Origin of the sequence: Azospirillum sp. B2RO_4 (assembly GCF_051124815.1) — a bacterium.
Classification (GTDB): Bacteria; Pseudomonadota; Alphaproteobacteria; order Azospirillales; family Azospirillaceae; genus Azospirillum.
Genome location: NZ_CP118485.1, coordinates 2,098,576 through 2,113,309, shown reverse-complemented (window position 1 = coordinate 2,113,309; position 14,734 = coordinate 2,098,576). Strand labels below are relative to the sequence as shown.

Sequence of the window (14,734 nt, the reverse complement as noted above, 5' to 3'; positions counted from 1 at the left end):
CTGCAGGATAACACGGGGCAGGATAACACGGGATTGCAGCGCCGCCAGACCATTGTAACGGATCGGCGGCCGATCACTCCCGCCGCTCTTCCGACTGCGGGACATCGGCCGGATTCCCGGCGAGCGGCAGCGTGAACCAGAATGCGGCTCCCTGGCCCGACTCGGGATCCGGCCCGGCCGGCGCGTCCGCCACCCCGATCCGGCCGCCGAGATGCTCGACGATTCGCTTGGCAATGGCCAGCCCCAGGCCGGTGCCGGCCGGCTTGCCGGTCAGCGTGTCGCCGGACTGGCGGAAGCGGTCGAACACCAGATCGCGGTCCTTCGCCGCAACGCCGGGGCCGCTGTCGGTCACCGTCACCCGCAGGAAGCCACTCTCCAACCGAGCCACCAGCCGGGTCCGGCCGCCGGGCGGCGTGAATTTGGCGGCGTTGGACAGCAGGTTGACGACGACCTGGATCACCCGGTCGACATCGCCGCGCACCGGCGGCAGGTGGTCCGGAATGTCCACCGACAGGGTGATGCCACGTTCCAGGAACAGCGCCTCCGTCGCGGCGACGGCCTCGGTCAGAGCCGGTCCGGCGTCGATGGTCTCGATCCGCCAGTCCAGCGCCCCGGCCTCGATCTTCGCCATGTCCAGCACCTGATTGATCAGGCGGGTCAGCCGCTCGCTCTCCTTGATGATGACGGCCAGGAACTCCTGCCGCTGGTCGATGTCGAGGTCGGGGGCGTCGTGCAGGATCTCGCTCAGCGCCCGGATCGAGGTCAGCGGCGTCCGCAGCTCGTGGGTGACGGTGGACAGGAAATCGTCCTTCAGCCGGTCCAGCTCGGTCAGCCGTTCGTTGGCGGCGCGCAGGGCGTCGGTGGCGCGCTCCAGCTCCGCGGTCTTGCGCTCCAGCTCGCGGCTGTGAGCGATGACGTCGCTGGTCTCGTCGAGCATGCGCAGAAGCTCCGCCGCCTCCACCGCCCCGGCCGAGACGGAGGAGGCGAGGGCGACGCGGGCGGACGCCCCGCCGATCGCGCCGGCCAGAAGCCGTTCGGCCAGCCGCAGCCGCTCCGGCCCGGCCGGTTCGTCCGGATCGGCGCCGGCGAAGGCCCGCTCGGCGCGCTGGGGTCCGAGGAAGCGGGCGACCACGCGTGTAAGGTCGCCGACGCTGGCGGCGCTGCGCCAGTCCGGCGGCGCTTCCAGCAGCGGCACAGCGCCGTTCGACGCGGGCTGGAAGACATCGACGAAGGCTGCGGCCTGCGCCCGCTCCGCTGCGCCGGGGCGATCGAACAGCGACAGGCCGACATAGGCGCCGATGTTGGCGATTGCGGTCCAGAACAGGGAATGGGCCAGCGAGTCCCAGCCCTCCAGCCCGAACAGCGCATAGGGCCGCAGGGCGGCAATGCCCCACGGCCCGTCGGCAATGAAGCTGGCCGGCAGCCAGCCCGACCGCGCGAAGCTGGGCAGCAGCAGGGTGTAGGCCCAGACCAGCGTCCCGGCCGTCACCCCGCCGATAGCGCCGCGCCGGGTCGCTCCGCGCCAATAAAGGCCGCCGATCAGCGCCGGGGCGAACTGCGCCACCGCGGTGAAGGAGATCAGTCCGATCGACACCAGCGCATAGGCCGACCCGGCCAGCCGGAAATATCCGTAGCCGAACAGCAGGATCGTCACGATGGCGATGCGCCTTACCGAGAGCAGCAGCGGCGCCAGATCGGCGGAGCGCGCCAGCGCGCGTGACCGCGTGCGCAGCAGGATCGGCATTACCAGATCGTTGCACAGCATGGTGGACAGCGCCACCGACTCCACGACGATCATCCCGGCCGCTGCCGACAGCCCGCCCAGGAAGGCCAGCAGCGCCAGCCAGTCGGCTCCGCCGCTCAGCGGCAGGGCAACCATGAACAGGTCGGGATCGAGCCGTCCGCCGAAGCTCAGCAGCCCCGACAGGGCAACCGGCAGCACGAACAGGTTGATGAGCAGGAGATAGAGCGGGAACAGCCAGACCGCGCGGTCGAGATGGCGCTCGTCCACCGATTCGATCACCATCACCTGGAATTGGCGCGGCAGGCACAGCATCGCCGCGGCCGACAGGATCGTGGTGGTGACCCACGCGCCCCATGGCCCGTTTCCCGATGCCGTATGTCCCAGTGCCGGATCGCTGCCCATCAGGCGGGCAAGATCGGGACGGGCGGCCGCCGCATCGAACAGGCTTCCCAGCCCGTCATGCAGGCCCCAGACGACGAACAGCCCGACCGCCAGGAAGGCAATCAGCTTCACCACAGATTCCAGGGCGATGGCGGCGACCATGCCGGGATGGTGTTCGGCGGCGTCGATCTGGCGGGCGCCGAAGACGATGGCAAACAGCGCCATCACCGCGGCGATCAGGAAGCCATGGTCGAGGAACGGGCCCTCCGCCGGCCCCAGCCCGCCGCCGCCGGTCAGCGCATCGAAACTGACGGCCACCGCCTTCAACTGCAGGGCGATGTAGGGCGTCACGCCCACGGTCGCGGTCAGCGCCACCAGCCCACCCAAGAGCGGGCTGTGGCCGTAGCGGCTGGCGAGGAAATCGGCGATGGAGGTGATGCGCTGCGCCTTGGCGATGCGCAGGATCTTGCGCAGGACCAGCGGCGCCAGCAGCATCAGCAGGGTCGGGCCGAGATAGACCGGCAGGAAGCCGATGCCCAGCGTCGCCGCCCGCCCGACCGAGCCGTAGAAGGTCCAGGTCGTGCAATAGACGCCCAGCGACAGCGCAAAGATCGTGGGGGAAGCGATGACGCTGCGCCCCGCCGCCTCCCGCCGGTCGGCCCAATGGGCGATGGCGAACAGGGCGGAAAGATAGGCGAGGGCGGCGATCAGGACGGCGGTCCACTCCAGTCCGACCTCCATGCCGCGCCCCTATCGTGTCCGGCCGGCCAGCGCGGCCAGCGCGATCACCGCCGCCCACAGGCCGAACACCCAGACATAGAGCGCCGGCACCCCCAGGATTCTTCCCTCCACCCCGAACAGGCCGAGCAGCGGCGGGTTGAACAGCGCCGCCGCCAGCAGGAACAGGCCGATCATCCGGTCGCGGTAGCGGCCAAGACTTCGGCCAGGATCACGGTCGGGCGCGCTCAAAAGGCGCGCTCCCGGGCGGCGAGTTCGACCAGGATGTTGGCGCCGCGGATGGCGTCGTCCAGCGTCCGAACGTCGCGCTCGCGCAACATCTCGACCATCCGCAGGAAGACCGCGGCGGTGACAAGGCTGTCGCCCAGCGCGGTGTGGCGGTCGACCACCTCGATGCCCAGCCGCTCGGCGATGCCGTCCAGCGTGTGGTCGCCGTCATTGCCCAGCAGCATGCGGGACAGCAGCATGGTGTCCAGCACCGGGCAGTCGAAGGACACCCCCGCCGCCCGTTCCTTCATCTTCAGGAATTTCAGGTCGAAGGCGGCGTTGTGCGCCACCATCACCGCACCGGAGACGAAGTTGCGGAACTGCGGCAGCACGGCGTCGATGGTCGGCTTGCCCGCCACCATGCCGTCGGTGATGCCGTGGAAGGGGACCGACTCCGGCGGGATCGGCCGGCGCGGATCGACCAGCGTGTTGAAGGTCTCGCCGGTCAGGATGCGCCCGCCGACCACGCGGACCGCGGCGATCTGGATGATCTCGTCGCCGGTGCTGGGCGACAGGCCGGTGGTCTCGGTGTCGAACACCACGTAATGCAGCCGGTCCAGCGGCGTGCGGCCAAGCTCGCTGGTCGCCAGCGGCTGGTGCAGCAGCCCGAAATCGAAGAACTCCGGCCGGGCGCCGGCCCGTGGCCGCGGTTGGGCGGTGCGCGGCGACTGCGCCGGCGGCAGCGGAACGCGCAGCCGGGCGCGGCCGGCACCGCCGGGAAGGTCGTTCGGCAGCGGCTCGCTCCAGGCGGTGCTGCGGTGGTGCTGCAGCACGTCGCCGGCGCTGAGGCCGCCCAGGCCGTCGGGCAGCGTCTGGTCCAGCCAGCCGTCCAGCGTGGCGCTGGGCACCGCCGGCCCTTGCCAGACGAGGTCGAGATAGACCCAGCGGTCGCCGTCCTGCGGCCCGGCGGCCTCCAGGTCGTAGGCGGTGGCGCCGGTCAGCGCCTGCACCCGCCCGATCAGATAGGCGAACAGCAGCACGAGGCTGTGGCTGTCGCCATGCACCCATTGCGGCAGGCCGGTCAGCGTCACCGTGGTGGCTGACTCCGCCCCGACCCGGTGGGCCACGAGGTTGATCAGGTTGTTGGAGTGGATGTCGCTCATCGGCCAGCTGCCGGTGACGACGTTGCGGTAGGCGGTGGTCACCCGCTCCAGCCGTTGCGACAGGCTGTCGCAGGATTCCAGCATCGCGCTTTCGAAGGCGGCGCGGTCGCCGGGGCCGAGGTCGGGGGCGTCGTACAGCGTCTCCACCGCCGCCCGCAGGTTGGCGATGGGCGCGCGGAAACCCTCCGTCGCCTCGCGCAGCAGGGCGTCGCGCTGGCCAAGCGCGGCCAGTTCGCTGGTGGCGTCGGACAGGGTCAGCACATAGCCGGTGATTGCCGGCGGCTCGTCCGATGCAGGGTCGGGGTCCTGCAGGATGGCGCTCATCCGGCCTTCCAGCAGGATGCGGCCGTCGGTGGTGGCGCCGACGAACTGCGCGGTGGTGCCGTGCTCGTGGTTGACGTGCCGGCCTTCGCGGACGCGCAGGCTCAGCCGTTCCAGCGTGTGGGTCACCGGCTCCGCCACCACGAAATGCAGAAGCGAGCGGCCGAGCCCGAGGTCGCCGGCAAGGTGGAGGATGTCGAGGGCGGTCTGGTTGTAGAGCAGGATCTGGTGCTTGGTGTTGCAGACCAGAACGCCTTCGTGCAGGTCGCGCAGCACGGCGGCCAGCTGGGTCTTCTGCTGCTCCGCCTTGGCGGTGTGGTCGGCGACGGTGCGGGCGATGTCGCGGCGGACCTGGGCCAGCTTGTCCGACAGCTCGTTCACCGCGCGCGCGATGGACAGCAGGTCGCCATAGCGGGAGAGCGGCACCCGGCCGCCGACGGCCCCCTCCGCATTGCCATGGGCGATCAGCCCGGCCTCGCGGCTCAGGGTTTCCGCGGCGCGCAGCAGGTAACGGTCGACCGTCAGCCAAAGCCCCCACACCGCCGCGGCGCAGGCCGCCGTCATCACCACGGCATAGGTCAGCAGCGGGTCCGAGGCGTCCGACCCGCGCACCGCCGCCGCCAGCCCGACCGCCAGCGCCACCAGACCGAAGCCGGTGACGCGGAAGGCCAGCGGGATCATGCGCCGGGGCAGGGGAGCGGGTGAGGGAGCGGCGGCGGCGGCCGTTGGTGCCGGGGCGGTCATGGCGCCGGCTCCCCGCCGCCGGTCGCAGCGGTCAGGCCCAGATGGCGGCGGACGGTGGTCAGCAGGTCGCGGGTGGAGAATGGCTTGGTGATGTAGTCGGTGGCGCCCAGCGCCATGCCCTTCTGCCGTTCGACGTCGCGGCTGCGCGCCGTCAGCATGATGATGGGAAGCGATTTCCAGGCCGGATTGGTCCGCAGGGTCTGGCAGACGTCGAAGCCGTCGCGCTTGGGCATCATCGCGTCGAGCAGGATCAGGTCGGGGGTGAAATTCTCCACCGAGCGCAGCGCCTCGTCCCCGTCGCGGGCGATGCGCACGTCGAACCCGGCGCGCTGCATGAGAACCTGGAGCGACAGGACGATGCTGGGCTCGTCGTCGACAACCAGGATGGTCGGCTTCATGGCGGGGCGTCCTCCGGTACGCCGGTCTTTTGCCGGCTTCCCAATTTGTGGCCGGGGCAATGCATTCGTGCCCTGGAATGTCCATGGTACGAGCAAAGAGAAGCGGGGATCAAGCGGCACTCCCGGCTCCCCCGACCAAAGAACGGGGGTGCCGAGCGCAAGAAAAAGCCCGGCCGCGACCAAATGTCGCCGCCGGGCTTTCGCTTGGATGACAGAGTGTCGCAGGGGCAAGAACCGGTGGCGAATCGCCTCCGATCCGGACCGGGATCAGCGCGTGGTCACGACGACCGGGTTGAGCCCCATCTTCGATTTCAACTGCTCCGCCTCGCGCTTGGCCGCGGCCGGATCGGGGAAGCCGCCGACGCGCACGGCGCGCCAGGACCGGTTGGAGCTGTCGGTCCAGTCCACCGTATAGGCCTGGAAACCGCTGCCTTGCAGCCGCTGCGCCAGCGAATCGGCGTTGGCCGTCACCGTGAAGGTGCCGACCTGCACGGTGTAGCGACCGGCCGGCTGCGTTGCGGACGGGGCTGTCGACGGCGCGGCAGACGGGGCGGCCTTGGGGTTCGGCTTCGACTCGCCATTGCCGGCCGATGCGGCGGGCGGGCGCTTCGCGGCATCCTTAGGCGGCGCCAGCATCGCCTGCAGCGCACCGGTATCGTTCGGCGCGGCGGCGGGCTGTTCCGGCTTGGCCGCTTCGGGTTTCGGCGGCTCCGGCTTCTGTGCGGCGGGCGCGGTCTCCGACGGGGTGGCGGCCCGCGGCTTCGGCGACGTGGCAGGGGCGGTTGCCGGGACGGACGGCGGCTCCGGCACCTTTAGGACCGGCGGCGGGCTGGCGGGCAGGGCGGCGACCGGTGGTGGCGGCGCGGCGGACGGCGCGGTCTGGACCGGTGCCGACTGGATCGGTGCCGTTTGGGCGGGAGCCGGCAGGCTTTCGGTCGCCGGGGCCGTGGTTGTCGACGTGGGAGCCGGATTGGCGGGCGCGCGGGTGATGGCCGGGGCCGGCACCAGCGGCGCCGAGTTGTTGGCCGCCGTCGTCACCGGCGCCGGATCGCCCGAGCCGAAATAGACCACCCCAACGGCGATGCCGCCGGCCGCCAGCAGGGCCAGCGCGATCTTGCCCAGCGGCAGGCTGCGGCCCGCGGGCTCCTCCTCCTCATACTCCACGTCCTCGTCCTGCGGGTCGGCCCGCAGATCCTCGTTCAAGGCGCGAAGCAGCTTGGCGATGTCCTCGTTCTCCGGCGGCGGAGTCTCGGAAGGTTTGCCGTTGGCCTTCATCTCGTCCTTGGAAGTCGGTGTCGTCAGGGTGGGAGCCCGCCGGGGCGGTGGCTGGAGCGTCACGGTCGACCTGCGCTTGCCCGTCATGCGGGCCGGCTGAATGCAGAAAAAGGGGCCTTCCGGTTGCCGGAACCGCGGTGACACGGCCCGGCTGCGGAAAGCCCCTTCTCTTTATCGTATTTTGCCGCTCCATCAAACCGCCATGCGGTCGCGCCCGGCGGATGGGCGGCATGAAAGAAGGGACGTCAGCCCTGGTGCGGCCGGTTGGGGTCGGTCGGTTGGGTGGGGGCCGGTTGGGGGGCGACAGGCTGGGCCGCCGCAGGCTGGGCCGGCTGGGCGGGGGCCGGGTTGATCGCGGCGGGAGGAGCCTGCGCGGTGGTCGCCGCGGGCGGATTGGCCTCGTCGCTCTCGTCCTTCAGGCCGGCCTTGAAGGCCTTCACACCCTTGGCGATGTCGCCCATCACGTTGGGCAGCTTGCCGGCGCCGAACAGGAGAAGCACGATGACCAGAACGATCAACCAGTGCCAGATGCTGAAACTGCCCATCGATCAATACCTCTGAAATTCGGTCGGAGCGGACGTCGTCGCGGTCGCCACCAATGTGAGTGCCCCTTCCGCGCCGCACAAGAGGCGGCCGTCGGGAAGGCCGTGATAAAGGACGCCCCTCAGGCCGCCGGGCCGCTTTCCGCCGGCTCCTCCGGCAGTTGGTGGCGCATGATCAGCGGCGCCTGGAAGGCGCTGAACAGCAAGGTCAGCGGCATGATGCCGAACACCTTGAAGTTGACCCACATGTCGGTGGCGAAGTTGCGCCACACCACCTCGTTCAGCACCGCCAGAAGCAGGAAGAACCAGGCCCAGCGGATGCCAAGCGTCCGCCAGCCGTCGTCCGACAGGTTCAGCACCGTGCCCAGCAGGCGCTTCATCACGTTGCGCCGCATCGCATGGGCGACGAACAGGACGATGGCGAACAGCAGGTTGACCAGGGTCGGCTTGATCTTGATGAACAGGTCGTCCTGCAGCCACAGCGTCAGGCCGCCGAACAGCAGCACGAATCCGGCGCCGACCACCGGCATGATCGGGATGCGGCGTTCCAGCCGCCAGGACACCGCCACCGCGATGGTGATGGCGACCATGAAGACCGCGGTGCCGGTCATGATGCCGGCCTGCGAATTGGCAACGAAGAAGGCGGCGAGCGGGCCGGCCTCGATCGCCAGACGTGCGAACTGGTTCATGCCCCCTGACATAGCCCGAACCGGCCGCCCATGAAAGGGGCGAATGTTGGCGGGCGGGACATTCGGGTGCGCTACTCCGCTCACCGAAAGGGTGGGAGCGGCGGTGACATTGCGCGGCCCGGCGGGGCAGAGCGCAAGCGGGGCTTTTCCCGCGTCGCGTGCTTCGCTACCTCTTTCGCCATCCGCCGATTAGCGGGGGACTGGACGAAAGGCAGATTTGTCATGGAAGCCGCCGAAGTGAAGGATCTGATCGACGAAGCCCATGAGCGGGAACGGGCGAAGCACCGCCCGGCCGAACGGCATCATGCCGAAGAGGAGGGCGGGCATGGGGTGAAGACCTCCACCGCCATCTACATCTCGGTCCTGGCGGCGGTGCTCGCCATCGTCAGCGTCGCCGGTTCCAACGCCGGCAAGGAGCTGATGGCCAGCGCCATCGAGGCGTCGGACAGCTTCGCCTATTATCAGGCCAAGACCCAGCGCCAGATCAGTCTGCGCCTCGCCGCCGACGAGATCGAGCTGCTATCCGCCGGCATGCCGGCCGAGGCGCAGGCCAAGGCGCTGCAGCGCTCCGCCGAATACCGCCAGTCGGCCGAACGGATGGAGGCCGACGAGGGCAAGAACAGCCGCAAGGACCTGCTGGGCAAGGCGAAGGCGGCGGAGCTGCGGCGCGACCATGCCGCGGCCCAGGACCCCTATTTCGACTTCGCCGAGGGGATGCTGCAGCTCGCCATCGTGCTGGCGTCGGTCTTCGCCATCACCAACAAGGGCTTCATCCTGTGGACCAGCCGCGCGCTGGCGGCGGCCGGCGTGCTGATGGCGGCGGACGGCTTCACCCTGATCCTGCCGCTGCCCTTCCTGTGATTGCTCAGAACTGGACAGACAGACGCAGGGAGCCGTAGTTGGTCAGCGATTTCTGGCCGCGGAATTCCGGCGTCTGCAGGGTCTGGGCATAGGTCAGGCCATAGCGGCCGTAGCGCAGGGTCAGGCCGGCCTGCATGCTGCCGACGAAGGGATGCTTGGCGACCGACCGGCTCTCGCGGAACGTGTTGCCGTCCAGGAAGATGTTGCGCGCCACCGCCCGCCCTTCGGCGCTGGCATAGACGTACCAGGAAAAGCGCCCCGGCCGCTCCGCATAGGGGCTGTCCTGGTAGGGGATGCTGGAGGTCGGGCGCGTCACCAGCGCGCCGACCGGCGGCGGCATGTTGCCGCCCAGCCGGACGGTGGCGCCGACCGCGGCGAAGGTAAGCACGTTGCCCAGGCTGCCGGCGACATGGGGGCTGAGGTCCCACTCCACCGGGCCGAGGCTGTTCGGCTTCTCGTCGCGCCAGACATGCTCATAGCTCAGCACCACGCCCGGCTCGTCATGCAACTGGTAGTTCCAGCCCTCAGGGTAGGTGGCGCCGTCGACGATCTTGTGGACCGTCTTCTGCGTCTGCTCCGCCAGCGAGGCCGGGCCGACCATGCCGAGGTCGAGGTCGATGCGGTCGACCGCCGTCGGCGCCTCGTTCAGCACCGACAGCCGGCCATAGAGCCAGCCGGCATAGGGGCGGTCCCGCGGATCCGGGTTGCGGGCGGTCAGATTGCTGGGCGTATAGATGTTCTGGCCGAAGGCGAAGCCATAGCGCCGCACCCCGCCCGGCTCGATCCATGGCACCAGATTGGCCAGCAAGTCGATGTTGCCGTAGGTCGGCCGCGCGCCGGAGAAGTAATAGAACTGGAACCCGTTGGTGTAATAGCGGTCGGTCCCGCCGCCGAACAGGTCGTTGTCGATCCAGAAGCCGATGGCCGGGCCGGAGGCCGCCGGCTCATCGCCGGGGGGAGGGGTGGTTTCCTGGGCGGTGGCCGCCGATGCGGTCAGCAGCAGGGTCGCAAATGCCGCGGCCAAAGCGGGGCCGCTGTTCGTCACCATTCCGGCACGCTCCATCCGTTTCGCACTGTAACGGACGGAGGGGGCGTGTGTTGCGCTGCGATGCGGCTTCTTTGGGGGTAGGGGCGGCCGTAACCGCCCCCCAATCCTCACACCCGCGCCCGCAGCCCCTCCACCGCTTCCTCCAGCGTCATGTCGATGCGCTTGATCCCGTGCAGAGCCAGGAAGCGCGCCTCGTTCTTCGACAGTTCGCCGGGGATCACCGCCCAATGACTGCCGGAGGAGCGCTTGGAGATTTGCCGGGCGAAAGTGCGCTGGATCTCGTGATCGAATCGGCAGCCGAGGAACAGGAAATGGCGGCCGGCGCGGCGCTCCTTCACGACGGCGGGGATCGGGGTCTGAATGTCGATCTCCGTCAGGATCTCGACATAGTCGCTGTCGGAGATCAGGTAGTTGCCGGCCGGCGTCGCCGCGCCCGATGGCTTGTACAGCACGGTGTCCCAGCCGGCCGCCGCGTCGGCCGTCGTCTCGGCGCCGTCGGGGGCGTAGTAGCGCACCCATTCGCCGGTCGATTGCGGGTGCGACACGCCTTGAATCTGGCCCCAGGTCCGGTCGGCGGCGGCGCTCAGCAGGCTGTCCAGCACGCTGTCGTACCAGACGTCGACCAGCAACGGCGGGGCCGGGACCGCCGCCAGCAGGGCATGGACCGGGGTCGCCGGCACGGTCTGGCGGAAGATCTCGTTGAGGATGGTCTCCAGCGTCTTGCGGTGCTTGCGCGTCTCGATGAACTGGGCGACTGCCGTCAGGTTGGAGCGGATGCGGCCGGGTGCGGCGACCTTGGCGTTCAGGCGCTGCACCAGCTCCGCCGAGTTGCGCGGGATCGGGCACTGGTCGGGGGGCAGCAGGGCGAAGGCGCCGGGGCCGAGATAGGGCACCACCTGCCGGGCCGCCAGCGCCGCGGCGATGTCGGCCAGCGCCGCCGCGGCGTCCGGAACCGTGACGGAGTCGGAATCGGTTGCAAGCGTGGTGACGGTCATGGATGCCTCTTCCCTCTTGGACTTCACAGATAGATCGCGGCGCCGGCACCGGTGTTGATGCTGGCGTCCTTCAGCGTTTCCACGATGAAGGCGACCTGATCGCGGGTGATCTTGCGGTGCAGCGGCAGGGCGAGCACGCGGTCGGCCGTCTTGGTGCAGACCGGGCAGGCGCCGCGGCCGGCACGGCTCTCGCCCAGCGCTTCGATGTAATATTGCTGGGTGTGCAGCGGCTGGCCGAAGTCGCTGGCGTCGATGTCGTGGGTGTCCAGATCCTCGATGATCGACCGGCGCCCCGACGCGGTGAAGCGGGTGCCGAGATGGACGCAATAGACCATCGGGTTGACCACCTCCGCACCCGGCCCGCGATAGGGTGGCTTGATCCCCTCGAAGCTCGCCATCGCCGCGTCGTAATAGGCGATGACCAGATTGCGGCGGGTCAGGATCTCCGGCAGGCGTTTCAACTGCACCAGGGCCAGCGCGGCGTTCAGGTCGCTCATCCCCGCCTGCCAGGGCAGGGTGCGGGTGATGACCACGGTGTTGCGGTGTTCCGTCTCGCGCCGGCGCATGTAGCGCAGCCGATGGGCGAGGTCGCGGTCGTCGGTGACGATCATGCCGCCTTGGCCGGCCAGCAGGATGCCGGGTTCGGAAAAGTCGAAGACCGCCGCGTCGCCGAAGGTGCCGACCATCCGCCCCTTGTAGGTGGAACCGATGGCCTCCGTCGAATCCTCCAGCAGGATCAGGCCCTTGGCGTCGGCCAGCGCGCGCAGTTCGTCCCAATGGGCGGGGTGGCCGTTGACGTTGGCGGCCAGGATCGCCTTGGTCTTCGGCGTGACCAGAGCTGCGGCCTTCTCCGGGTTGATGGTGTGCTGCCAATAGTCGATGTCGACCAGCACCGGCGTGGCGCCGGACAGTGCCACCGCATGCTGGACCTGATGCCAGCCGAAGGGGCTGCACAGCACCTCGTCCCCCTCGCCGATGCCGTAGCCCTTCAGCATCAGCAGCGTGGCCATGGTGCCGCTGGACACCGCCACCGCATGGTCGCGACCGACATAGGCGGCGAAGGCGTCCTCGAACGCCCGCACCATCCGCCCGTCGCTCAAGGCCCCGGACGACAGCAGGCGGCCGAGCATCTCAACCTCCGCACCGGAGATGTCGGGGTCGGTCAGCGGGATATAGTCGTCGACATCCTCATCGTCGGGGGCGGCGGGGTCCCATGCTGCGGCGGCATCGCTCATTCACTCGTCCTCGTCCCGTTGGGCGATCACGACACCGGTGGCAAGCTCCGGCTTGTCGGTGATGAGCCAGCAGTGGTTGTTGCCATCCACCAGATGCAGGTCGAAGCCCGCCTCTTCCCGGAAAGGATCTTCCGCCATCACCGCGGCCATGGCGCCGGTGACGGTCTTCAGGTCCGGGTTGGCCTCGCGCACGCCGCGGACCACGGCGTCGAGCGTGCCGCCCCCGGCGAACAGCCGGCCGGCCAGCGTGGCAATGCTGTCGATGCGCTCAGGCGACAGGGCCATCGGCGTCACTCCGTTCCGCGTTTCTTGGCTTCGACGGTGATCGGCAGGCGGGTGTCGTCCGGCATCTCCGGCAGGTCGAGCGTCCAGCCGTTGGCGATCTTGATCCAGCCGCCCCACAGGCCCGGCTTTTCCATCTCGACGATGGGTTCCTCCAGGTCCTTCTTGGCGACGTAGATCGTGTATTGCTCGGACGCCTTGCGGATCATCACCTTCATCGCGGACACTCCATCCTTTTGTTTTGGTTGTATTTTCTATGCTGCGACCAGCCGGGCATGCAGCGCCGGCAGTTCCGACAGGACGGCGTCCACCTCCGCCGCCGTGGTGTAGCGGCTGAGTGAAAAGCGCAGGCTGGCGGCGGCCTGGGCGCCGTTCAGCCCCATGGCGGTCAGCACATGGCTCGGCTCGTTGCCGCCGGAGGAGCAGGCGGCGCCCATCGACACGGCGATGCCGACGCGGTCGAGCCGCATCAGCAACTCTTCCGCATCGACCGGATGGCCGCGGCCGTCGGCGAAGCGGATGTTGCTGGTGTTGGGCAGCCGTGCGGCGCCGGCGCCATTCACGACGGCACCCGGCCAGCGGGCGAGGATGCCCTGTTCCAGCCGGTCGCGCAGAAAGGCGATCAGGTCGGCCTCGTCGAGCCAGAGGGACGCCAGCGAGGCGGCGGCGCCGAAGCCGACGATGCCCGGCACATTCTCGGTCCCGCCACGGCGCCGCCGTTCCTGATGGCCGTGAATCAGCGCATGGAAGGGTGCGCCCTTGCGGACATAAAGCGCGCCCACGCCCTTCGGCCCGTGCATCTTGTGGGCGGACAGCGTCAGGTAATCGGCGATGCCGCAATCGACCGACACCCGGCCGGCTGCCTGCACCGCGTCGCTGTGGAACAGCGCGCCGTGGGCGTGGGCGATGGCCGACGCGCCTTCGACCGGCATCAGCACGCCGGTCTCGTTGTTGGCCCACATCATGGAAACCAGCGCCGTCGCCTCCGTCACCACGGCGGCGAGATCGACCAGCGAGGGTAGGCCGTCGCAGTTCACCGGCAGGATGGTGATGCGCCAGCCGCGCTGGCGCAAATCGTCGAACAGGGCGAGCGTCGCCGGGTGCTCCACTGCGGTGGTGACGATGTGGTCACGGCGGTGGTCGGTCTCCTCGATGACGCGGAGCGCACCCAGGATCGCGGTGTGCGTCGCCTCGGTGGCGCTGCCGGTCATCACCAGATCGGCGGGCCTCGCGCCGATCAGGGCGGCGATCTGGGACTTGGCCTCTCCCACCGCGCGGCGGGCGGCCATGCCGGCGGAATGCGGGCTGGACGGGTTGGCGAACTCGCCGAACAGGTGCGGCATCATGGCGTCGCGCACTTCCGCAGCCAGGGCGGTGGTGGCGTTGTTGTCGAGATAGATAGTCATCGCATCGCCCCCCATCACATCACGCCCCTTCACATCACACCGGGCACGCCGCGCCGCGACCCGTCGGCCGGGACGATCTCCTCCTCCAGGCAGCCGACGACGGTGCCGCCGGGGAACTCCACCAGATAGACCGGCAGGCTGCCCTCCTCGGTGCGGCCGACGCGGACGATCACGCCGGGCGTGCCCTTCGGGGCCAGAAGCGCGCCGTCCGGCACCTGCGGATGGCTGCCGTCGTTGAACAGGTCCTCCTGCACCGTGACCCGCAGGCCCCAGTCGTACAGCGGTTCGCGCGGCGGGATGAAACCGGGCTTGGCGGCGGCTTCGACGTCGGACATCGCGAGGCTCCTTCTCAGGTGGGGACCGGGGTCTTGGATCGGGTTACTGGGGGTCGTTGCAATGGGCGTCGATCACCTCCAGCTCGCGCGCGCGCATGCCGACGACGACCCGTTTCTCATAAAAATCAACGGCGTAGATGTAATACATCTGCAGATAGGTCCCGACGGAGATGACGTAGCCGACATCGCCCTCGCGGATCAGGAAGTCGCCGACCGGCCGGCCGGGATAGGTGCCGTCGTTGCGCACGTCGCGCAGCGCCTTGACCTTGAAGCCCTGTTCCAGCACCGGCGGGCCGACCAGCTCGTTGGCGTCCTCGGCGCTGCGGGCGCGTTCGCGGCGATACGGAGTGGCGGTTTCAGTGTCGGTCAT

Annotated in this window: 16 protein-coding genes; 1 reads left to right on the top strand and 15 read right to left on the bottom strand. The window is 69.4% G+C overall.

From position 1 onward, the window contains the following. Positions 1-73: 73 nt before the first annotated feature. The 7 genes from PWS46_RS10070 to PWS46_RS10040 form a co-directional block, all read right to left on the bottom strand. Entirely contained in the window at positions 74-2,866 is a 2,793-nt protein-coding gene (locus tag PWS46_RS10070; RefSeq protein WP_434614475.1) for an ATP-binding protein, read from the bottom strand. A 9-nt stretch (positions 2,867-2,875) separates the two neighbouring features. Continuing rightward, the gene (locus PWS46_RS10065) at positions 2,876-3,094 is read right to left on the bottom strand and encodes a hypothetical protein (protein ID WP_434614472.1); all 219 of its coding nucleotides are present in this window, start codon (positions 3,092-3,094) and stop codon (positions 2,876-2,878) included. Next, entirely contained in the window at positions 3,091-5,298 is a 2,208-nt protein-coding gene (locus PWS46_RS10060) for an exonuclease domain-containing protein (RefSeq protein ID WP_434614469.1), read from the bottom strand. The genes PWS46_RS10065 and PWS46_RS10060 overlap by 4 nt, the downstream gene beginning before the upstream one ends. Next, positions 5,295-5,696, bottom strand: coding sequence for a response regulator transcription factor (locus PWS46_RS10055; protein WP_136704437.1), 402 nt, complete (start codon positions 5,694-5,696; stop codon positions 5,295-5,297). Before PWS46_RS10055 ends, PWS46_RS10060 begins: the two co-directional genes overlap by 4 nt. A 267-nt stretch (positions 5,697-5,963) precedes the next feature. Further along, positions 5,964-7,034, bottom strand: a complete 1,071-nt coding sequence (locus PWS46_RS10050; RefSeq protein WP_434614465.1) for an SPOR domain-containing protein — start codon at positions 7,032-7,034, stop codon at positions 5,964-5,966. 182 nt (positions 7,035-7,216) lie between these two features. Next, positions 7,217-7,516, bottom strand: a complete 300-nt coding sequence (locus PWS46_RS10045; protein ID WP_434614462.1) for a twin-arginine translocase TatA/TatE family subunit — start codon at positions 7,514-7,516, stop codon at positions 7,217-7,219. A 119-nt stretch (positions 7,517-7,635) separates the two neighbouring features. After that, the gene (locus PWS46_RS10040) at positions 7,636-8,202 is read right to left on the bottom strand and encodes a septation protein A (RefSeq protein WP_434614459.1); all 567 of its coding nucleotides are present in this window, start codon (positions 8,200-8,202) and stop codon (positions 7,636-7,638) included. Between the two features lie 222 nt (positions 8,203-8,424). On the opposite strand from PWS46_RS10040, the gene PWS46_RS10035 reads away from it, so the two are divergent. Further along, a complete protein-coding gene (locus PWS46_RS10035) occupies positions 8,425-9,063 on the top strand; it encodes a DUF4337 domain-containing protein (protein WP_109154514.1) in 639 nt (212 codons plus the stop codon). Positions 9,064-9,067: 4 nt separating this feature from the next. Here PWS46_RS10035 and PWS46_RS10030 read toward each other — a convergent pair whose 3' ends face one another. From PWS46_RS10030 to PWS46_RS09995, 8 genes are all read right to left on the bottom strand, one after another. Then, positions 9,068-10,111, bottom strand: coding sequence for a lipid A deacylase LpxR family protein (locus PWS46_RS10030; RefSeq protein ID WP_434614456.1), 1,044 nt, complete (start codon positions 10,109-10,111; stop codon positions 9,068-9,070). A 107-nt stretch (positions 10,112-10,218) separates the two neighbouring features. Then, positions 10,219-11,106, bottom strand: coding sequence for an SIR2 family protein (locus PWS46_RS10025; protein ID WP_434614452.1), 888 nt, complete (start codon positions 11,104-11,106; stop codon positions 10,219-10,221). Between the two features lie 23 nt (positions 11,107-11,129). Next, complete coding sequence (locus PWS46_RS10020) at positions 11,130-12,341, bottom strand: DegT/DnrJ/EryC1/StrS family aminotransferase (protein WP_434614449.1); 1,212 nt, start codon at positions 12,339-12,341, stop codon at positions 11,130-11,132. Then, a complete protein-coding gene (locus tag PWS46_RS10015) occupies positions 12,342-12,626 on the bottom strand; it encodes a hypothetical protein (RefSeq protein ID WP_149222183.1) in 285 nt (94 codons plus the stop codon). It lies immediately after the preceding gene. 5 nt (positions 12,627-12,631) lie between these two features. Further along, entirely contained in the window at positions 12,632-12,841 is a 210-nt protein-coding gene (gene nifT, locus PWS46_RS10010) for a putative nitrogen fixation protein NifT (protein WP_295830528.1), read from the bottom strand. A 36-nt stretch (positions 12,842-12,877) separates the two neighbouring features. Next, the gene (locus PWS46_RS10005) at positions 12,878-14,029 is read right to left on the bottom strand and encodes a cysteine desulfurase family protein (protein WP_434614445.1); all 1,152 of its coding nucleotides are present in this window, start codon (positions 14,027-14,029) and stop codon (positions 12,878-12,880) included. A gap of 29 nt (positions 14,030-14,058) precedes the next feature. Next, entirely contained in the window at positions 14,059-14,364 is a 306-nt protein-coding gene (locus PWS46_RS10000; RefSeq protein WP_063635114.1) for a nitrogen fixation protein NifZ, read from the bottom strand. Between the two features lie 43 nt (positions 14,365-14,407). Further along, a complete protein-coding gene (locus PWS46_RS09995; protein ID WP_434614442.1) occupies positions 14,408-14,734 on the bottom strand; it encodes a nitrogen fixation protein NifZ in 327 nt (108 codons plus the stop codon).

What these genes read in the sequence shown, in the direction of transcription:
- PWS46_RS10055 (WP_136704437.1), bottom strand. Translation starts at nt 5,696, where the DNA reads ATGAAGCCGACCATCCTGGTTGTCGACGACGAGCCCAGCATCGTCCTG.
- PWS46_RS10025 (WP_434614452.1), bottom strand. Translation starts at nt 11,106, where the DNA reads ATGACCGTCACCACGCTTGCAACCGATTCCGACTCCGTCACGGTTCCG.
- nifT (WP_295830528.1), bottom strand. Translation starts at nt 12,841, where the DNA reads ATGAAGGTGATGATCCGCAAGGCGTCCGAGCAATACACGATCTACGTC.
- PWS46_RS10040 (WP_434614459.1), bottom strand. Translation starts at nt 8,202, where the DNA reads ATGAACCAGTTCGCACGTCTGGCGATCGAGGCCGGCCCGCTCGCCGCC.
- PWS46_RS10015 (WP_149222183.1), bottom strand. Translation starts at nt 12,626, where the DNA reads ATGGCCCTGTCGCCTGAGCGCATCGACAGCATTGCCACGCTGGCCGGC.
- PWS46_RS10060 (WP_434614469.1), bottom strand. Translation starts at nt 5,298, where the DNA reads ATGACCGCCCCGGCACCAACGGCCGCCGCCGCCGCTCCCTCACCCGCT.
- PWS46_RS09995 (WP_434614442.1), bottom strand. Translation starts at nt 14,734, where the DNA reads ATGACCGACACTGAAACCGCCACTCCGTATCGCCGCGAACGCGCCCGC.
- PWS46_RS10045 (WP_434614462.1), bottom strand. Translation starts at nt 7,516, where the DNA reads ATGGGCAGTTTCAGCATCTGGCACTGGTTGATCGTTCTGGTCATCGTG.
- PWS46_RS10035 (WP_109154514.1), top strand. Translation starts at nt 8,425, where the DNA reads ATGGAAGCCGCCGAAGTGAAGGATCTGATCGACGAAGCCCATGAGCGG.
- PWS46_RS10030 (WP_434614456.1), bottom strand. Translation starts at nt 10,111, where the DNA reads ATGGTGACGAACAGCGGCCCCGCTTTGGCCGCGGCATTTGCGACCCTG.
- PWS46_RS10000 (WP_063635114.1), bottom strand. Translation starts at nt 14,364, where the DNA reads ATGTCCGACGTCGAAGCCGCCGCCAAGCCCGGTTTCATCCCGCCGCGC.
- PWS46_RS10005 (WP_434614445.1), bottom strand. Translation starts at nt 14,029, where the DNA reads ATGACTATCTATCTCGACAACAACGCCACCACCGCCCTGGCTGCGGAA.
- PWS46_RS10070 (WP_434614475.1), bottom strand. Translation starts at nt 2,866, where the DNA reads ATGGAGGTCGGACTGGAGTGGACCGCCGTCCTGATCGCCGCCCTCGCC.
- PWS46_RS10020 (WP_434614449.1), bottom strand. Translation starts at nt 12,341, where the DNA reads ATGAGCGATGCCGCCGCAGCATGGGACCCCGCCGCCCCCGACGATGAG.